Below are 5081 nucleotides of genomic sequence, written 5' to 3'. Positions count from 1 at the left end.
GTCTTTATCTGGATAAAAAACTCTATGTTCAAGCCTTGAGTTTACTGCAAAAGGCTTTAAAAATCTCTGAAGAAGAAAGCATCGAACCAGAAAATCAAGCCCTAATCTATAATGCGATCGGTTTTTCCTATTTTGCCCAAGAACAATTAGAATTAGCGATTCGTAACTACAAAGAGGCAATTAAACTTTATCCTCAATACTCGATCGCTCTTAATAATCTTGGCAATGTTTACGAAAAGAAACAAATGGCCAAAAAAGCTCTCGAAACCTACGAAGAAACTCTCAAATTTGATCCTAATAATACGGTGGCGAAAAAGCGCACCGAATCCCTGCGTAAACGCTTTGCTGAATCGAAATAGTTTTGACTACTGATCAAATTCTTTTTAGAGATCGAATATTCTTCGATCTCTTTCTTTACTTCAAGCCATAAAACAAGACAATTAAACTAGGGGTTAAAATCGTCAAAATTAAATTTAGGGGCGCACCCAAACGGGTAAAATCGAGGAATTTATAGCCGCCAGGTGCATAAACCATGGTGTTAGTTTGATAGCCAATCGGTGTTAGATAACTATTAGAAGCAGCAAAGGTGACAGCATACATAAAAGCCAAAGGATTTAAACCCAAAGTTTTCGCCACTTCCACGGCGACGGGAATCATTAACACCACGGCAGCATTATTAGAGAGGATTTCAGTTAAAAATGAGGTAATTAGATAGAAGAAAACTAAGATCCAAAACCCCGAAAGATGGCCGCCGATAGCCACTAAATTATCTGCTAACCATTTAGTCGTTCCTGAGTTATCCATGGCAGTACCGAGGGGAATTAAACCCGCTAATAAAAAGATAATATCCCAACGAATGGAACCATAGACTTCCCCAGGTTTTAGACAGCCAGTAATTACCATTAAAACCACCCCAACTAAACTGGTGACGAGAATAGGTTGAATATCAAAAGCGGCAATAATAATCACTAACAAAGTAATCATTAAAGCAATAATTCCCTTATCCTTTCGCAGGGATTCGATGTCTTTCTCTTCTAAAACTAATAATTCTCGCGTGGTTTGTAAACCAATAAAACTCTGTTTTGGTCCCTGAACTAAAAGCAAATCACCAAACTTTAAAGGAATTTTACCTAATCTTCCTTGCAGTAATTCCGAACCACGCCGAATCGCCAAAACCGTGGCGTTATAACGCTGACGGAATTTCAAATCTTTTAAAGTTGTCCCAATTAAACGGGAATTAGAGAGAATCAAAACCTCGGCTAATTTTTCCTCACCTGTAGTAATTGCCGATTCAATATCTCCTTGGTGAAATTTGACATCGGCAAAAATTTCTAATCCCCGTTCATCTTTAATTTTTAATAGTTCTTCCCGACTACTGTGAACGATTAAAATATCGCCAGCATTGAGAACTTTATCGGCCAAAGGTTGGGATAAATGTACCTTATTTCTGATTAATTCCAACACATCAAAATCAAACTTTCTTTGTAGTCCACTTTCGGATAAAGTTTGACCGATAAGACTAGAACGAGGGCTAATAATTACCTCACTCAGATATACTTTAGAACCATAATCATCGTCTAAAAATTCCCCCGTGGAAGATTTGCGATCCGGTAATAATTTCGGGGCAAAAATTGTTAAATAAATCAAACCTGCTAAAAAAGTTACTACTCCTAAAGCAGTGAATTGAAATAAGCTAAATTGCCCATAACCCAGCTTGGCAGAAATACCACTGGCGAGAATGTTTGTAGAAGTTCCCACCACGGTAATCATCCCCGCTAAAACCGTGGCGTAGGAAAGGGGAATTAATAACTTAGAAGGAGAAATTTTTTGTTTTTTACACCAATCTTCGACGATAGGTAAAAAGATCGCCACCACTGCCGTGTTATTAATAAAAGCACTAATTGGCCCCACTAATGCTCCTAGGACAAATACCTGTTGGTGGGGATTTTTGCCCCCCCAAACCAGCAAGCGATCGCGAATTACTTGAATCACTCCCGTGCGGGTAATTCCAGCACTAAGCACAAACATCGCCATCACTGTCACCGTGGCAGAATTACTAAATCCGGCGATACCTTCTTCGGGAGTAACTAAACCCAAAAGAATCAGGACAATCGCCACGCATAAAGCGGTTAAATCTACCGGTAGCCATTCCGCCACAAAAGCGACTAAAGCAACGACTAAAACCGTTAAAGTCAGAATAATTGGTGTTGGCATTGATTTATTTTTTCGTCATGAACCAGCGAATAAATAACTTCTCCAACTCGATCCAAACAAACATTAAGGCACTAAATCCAAAACAGATTAATAATTCCGTGCCACTAATCCATTGAGTGCCGAAGAAGCTTTGTAGAGGAGGAGCATAAATTAACAACAATTGTAGGATCGTTGTCAAGCCCACGGCGGCAATAATGTAAGGATTAGAGAAGGGATTCATTTGCACAGCTAACTGGGTATGGGAACGCACCGCCAAAGCATGACCCATTTGTGCTAAACAGAGGGTAGTAAATACCATGGTTTTCCAACGTCCAGGATCTCCGATTTCGGGAGTTGCCTGAGTATATCGGTAAGCCCAAGCCATCATAATAATGGTGAGAATGGCAAACACCACACCGATGCGAATCATATACCAACCCAAACCGCGAGCGAAAATGCTTTCCCGGGGGCTAAAAGGTGGACGTTTCATCACATTAGGTTCGGCGGGTTCCATTGCCAGAGCCAGAGCCGGTAAACCGTCGGTGACAAGGTTCATCCAGAGGATTTGCAAGGGAGAAAGGGGTACACCGCCTAAACCGAGCAGCGGAGCCGCCGCAATGGTTAAAACCTCGCCAATATTACTGCCGAGAATGTATTTAATAAAGCGCCGAATGTTGCTGTAAACCACGCGCCCTTCTTCGGTGGCGGCGACGATGGTGGCAAAATTATCATCCAGCAAAATCATATCACTGGCTTCTTTGCTGACATCGGTTCCCGTAATCCCCATGGCGATGCCGATATCCGCTTGTTTTAGTGCCGGAGCATCATTGACTCCATCCCCCGTCATGGCGACGAATTTGCCCCGTTTTTGCAAAGCTTGGACGATTCTCAGCTTATGTTCGGGAGAAACGCGAGCATAGACGCTTACACCATCTACCTCTGCCTCTAGGTCATTCTGAGACATTTTTTCTAATTCTTTACCCGTGATTACTCGCTCCCCGGCAGCAGCAATGCCTAATTCACTGGCGATCGCCTTGGCCGTTAATTGGTGATCTCCGGTAATCATAATCGGACGAATTCCCGCTTGACGACAGAGGGCAACCGCTTCTTTAACTTCTTTGCGGGGTGCATCGAGCATTCCCACCAATCCCAACCAAACCAGGGATTGTTCCTCACTATCTTCTCTTTCCGCTTCTGGCACTTCTGTCATCGGTTTATAGGAAAAACCTAAGACTCGTAGGCCATTACCCGCCATTTCGTCATTTTGTGCCAAAATACGGCTTCTTTGTTCAGCTGTTAAGGGTTGACTTTCCGCCCCAACTTGGATCAGAGAACAGCGTTCGAGAATTAATTCCGGTGAGCCTTTGGTAAACATTAAATAGGCAGAATCCCCCAAACCTAACTGGGCATTCTCACAGATTACTGACATTCTCTTTCTTTCGGAAGAAAAGGGAAATTCGCCTAAACGAGGGCTTTTTGGTGCCAATGCTTCCCGATATAGTCCTCCTTTACCCGCTAATGTCAGTAAAGCTCCTTCGGTGGGATCGCCTAAAATTAACCATTCTTGCTCTTTATTTTGCAAAAGTGCATCATTACACAGCACACAAGCCGTTAAAATTGCCTGTAGTTCGGGATCACTTTCACTAGCACCACTAAACTCCCCGATGGGTGCGTAACCTTCCCCAGTGACAGTAATGACATGGTGGGAAGTATTGACTTTCTGCACCACCATTTTATTTTGAGTTAAAGTTCCGGTTTTATCGGAGCAAATCGTCGTTACCGAGCCTAAGGTTTCCACTGCCGGCAATTTACGGATTAAAGCTTGTCTTCTCACCATTCTTTGGGTTCCAATTGCCAAAGTCACCGTTACCACTGCCGGTAAACCTTCGGGAACAACGGCCACAGCCATACTGAGGGAAGTTTCGAGGAATGATTCAAAAAACTGCCAACCAAAGCGAATTACACCGCCAAGGACGACTATAGCCACTAAAGCCAGGGAACTACTCACTAAAACGTTACCTAACTGCGACATTCGCTGCTGTAGGGGAGTTGGTTCACTTTCTACTCCTTGCAACAAAGCGGCGATTTTACCGATTTCCGTATCCATTCCCGTCCTGGTAATCGCCACTTTCCCCCGTCCCTGTACTACTTCCGTACCCTGATAGACGAGGTTAATGCGATCGCCTAAAGAGGCATCTTCCGGTAAAACCTTCTGTGCTTGTTTATTCACCGATTCCGCTTCCCCCGTCAGGGCAGCTTCCCGGATTTGCAGGTTTTGTGCTTCTAATAATCTGCCATCGGCGGCAATTTGTACCCCCGCTTCCAGTAACATGATATCCCCGGGGACAAGTTCCTTGGCCGCCACTTCAAAGGTGCTACCATTACGGATAACTCTAACTTTGGGCGAGGATAACTGCTTAAGGGCGGCTAAAGCCTTTTCTGCCCGACTTTCCTGTAAATATCCTAAAATACCGTTTAAAATAACAATTGTAAAAATAGCGATCGCATCTTTGGGAAATTCCGCTTTCTTCAGATCCAAAACTGCTGAAACCACCGCCACGGCAATTAGCATCACTAACATAATGTTAGTAAACTGTTCCCAGAGAATCATTAACGGGCTACGTCCCCCCGTTTCTTTTAGTTCATTTAACCCGTAAATATCTTTTCTTTTAACAATTTCCGCCTCGATTAAGCCGGTTTCCCCATTGGTTCTCAGTATTTCTAGGGTTTGTTCGCCAGTTAAATTATGCCAAGCACGATTATTCTCTATCTCCGAGACTTGGGGGGACGTAGTGGGAAAAGTCATAGCGATCGATTGAAGAGGGTGTATGCGTAAACTAAAAAGGTAAGCGAATTAAGCTAATTACATATCACAATATCAGTTATCA

3 protein-coding genes are annotated in these 5081 nt (G+C 43.2%); 1 reads left to right on the top strand and 2 read right to left on the bottom strand.

Going from position 1 to position 5081, the window contains the following annotated elements; all coding sequences use genetic code 11:
* Positions 1–359: tetratricopeptide repeat protein (locus tag IQ242_RS16425; protein ID WP_193960700.1), on the top strand; the 359-nt coding region annotated here is incomplete at its 5' end.
* Between the two features lie 55 nt (positions 360–414).
* Here IQ242_RS16425 and IQ242_RS16420 read toward each other — a convergent pair.
* Both IQ242_RS16420 and IQ242_RS16415 read right to left on the bottom strand, forming a co-directional pair.
* Complete coding sequence (locus IQ242_RS16420) at positions 415–2214, bottom strand: SLC13 family permease (protein ID WP_193960699.1); 1800 nt, start codon at positions 2212–2214, stop codon at positions 415–417.
* 4 nt (positions 2215–2218) lie between these two features.
* Complete coding sequence (locus tag IQ242_RS16415; protein WP_193960698.1) at positions 2219–4999, bottom strand: cation-translocating P-type ATPase; 2781 nt, start codon at positions 4997–4999, stop codon at positions 2219–2221.
* Positions 5000–5081: the final 82 nt, after the last annotated feature.

Origin of the sequence: Microcystis sp. LEGE 08355, from assembly GCF_015207185.1 — a bacterium.
Classification (GTDB): domain Bacteria; phylum Cyanobacteriota; class Cyanobacteriia; order Cyanobacteriales; family Microcystaceae; genus Microcystis; species Microcystis panniformis.
Note: the sequence above shows the minus strand (reverse complement) of the source record. Positions and strands in the feature narration are given on the sequence as shown.

Bases quoted from the DNA above. Each gene is read 5' to 3' on its own strand.
- IQ242_RS16420 (WP_193960699.1), bottom strand. From the start codon at position 2,214: ATGCCAACACCAATTATTCTGACTTTAACGGTTTTAGTCGTTGCTTTA.
- IQ242_RS16415 (WP_193960698.1), bottom strand. From the start codon at position 4,999: ATGACTTTTCCCACTACGTCCCCCCAAGTCTCGGAGATAGAGAATAAT.